We start from the raw sequence: 1,597 nt of genomic DNA on the forward strand, positions 1-1,597 counted from the left end.
AAGAGGATGATTGCTCATGATTTTTGACTCTGGGCTGAAGATGCGGGGTGTAAAAAATGCGGTTAAGAACTTCACGAAAGAAACATCAGTGCTGCTGCCAATCCATGCTGGCCTCGAGGCCGCCGCGGCCTGATAGAGCGTGGCTTCGGCGTAGTGTTTGCCGACCAGCATCAATCCCACGGGCAGGCCGTCGACCGTGCCACAGGGAATGGACATGGCCGGGTGGCCGGTGATGTCCAATGGCGCGGTGTTGCCGATCATCTCGAACGCGCGTGCGACATAGTCGGACAAGGGGCAGCCTGCGGCGGGCAATGGCTGCGCGATGATGGGGACGGTGGGCATGACCAGCAGATCGAAATCGGCCAGCGCCTTGTCGTAGCCGGCACAGGCACGGCGGGCGATGTTCTGGGCCTTGGCGTAGAAGCGACCTTGATACCGGGTCAACCCGTATTGGCCAACGAACATGCACAGCTTGAGCGTGGCCGACAGATCGTCGGCATGTTCGCGCCAGTGGGCGTGACGGTCCAGCAGACCAAGGTCGTAGAGACCCTTCCAGTTGAAGCCCATGCCGTTGCCATGCATCATCTGCATGGTCAGGCCTTCGCAGCCGATGGGCTGCCAGAGGGCGCCGGCCAGCACATGTTCCTCGACCGATACGGTGGCCACTGATGCCCCCAGTTTTTCCAGTTGGGCAATCGCCTCCTGCACCTTGTCGGCCACCCGCTTATCCATATTGCCCAGGGCAAAACCTTCGGTGAGGATGCCGATCTTCAGACCACGCACGCCACGATCAAGCGCTGCGGTATAAGGCTGCACCTGGGGCGCGTATTGACGCGGATCGAGGCCATCGGCGCCGGCGATGACTTCCAGCATCAGCGCGTTGTCGCGCACGTTGGCGGTGATCGGTCCCACATGATCGACCGTCGCTTCAATGGGCATGACACCGGTATAGGGAACCAGGCCATGCGTGGCCTTCATGCCATAAGTGCCGCAGAAGGCCGAGGGAATGCGGATCGAGCCGCCCTGATCGCCACCGATGGCCATGTCCGCTTCGCCTGCCGCCACCAGCGCAGCACTACCCGATGAGGAACCACCGGAACCATAGCCGTGGCGACGCGGGTTGTGGACCGGCGCGGGATCGGAGGTATGGCTGCCGCCCGACAGGCAGAAATGCTCGCAGGTGGCCTTGCCCAGAATGGTGGCACCGGCATCGAGCAGGCGGGTCACGACGCTGGCGTCGTAGCTCGGCACGAAGCCTTCCAGCGTGGAAGAACCATTCATCATGGGCACACCCGCTAGCGCCACATTGTCCTTGAGCACCACGGTGCGGCCCGCCAGCTTGCCCTCCGCGGCGCCCTTGACGGTGCTTTTGCAGGCCCAGGCGTTGAGGGGATTGTCCTTGGCGGCGGGACGTGCGCCAGCCGAGCGCGGGTATTTGATGGCAGGAATTTCATCGGGCAAGCCATCGATGACATCGTAGGCATCGAAGCTGGCCTGCATCAAGTCCAGATATTGACTGGCCTGCTTATTGTTCAGATGATAAAAGAAAATGATGAAGTTGCGTTTCTTTCATTATCTTTAATACAACACTTGGAGA

General features: G+C 60.7%; 1 pseudogene. It reads right to left on the bottom strand.

The features are described 5' to 3' along the window. Positions 1-85: 85 nt before the first annotated feature. Positions 86-1,554 (bottom strand): annotated as a pseudogene (locus I5W_RS28830) (amidase). Between the last annotated feature and the right edge of the window lie 43 nt (positions 1,555-1,597).

Source organism: Herbaspirillum sp. B65, assembly GCF_000333555.1.
In the GTDB taxonomy this organism is placed as follows: Bacteria; Pseudomonadota; Gammaproteobacteria; order Burkholderiales; family Burkholderiaceae_D; genus Herbaspirillum; species Herbaspirillum rubrisubalbicans.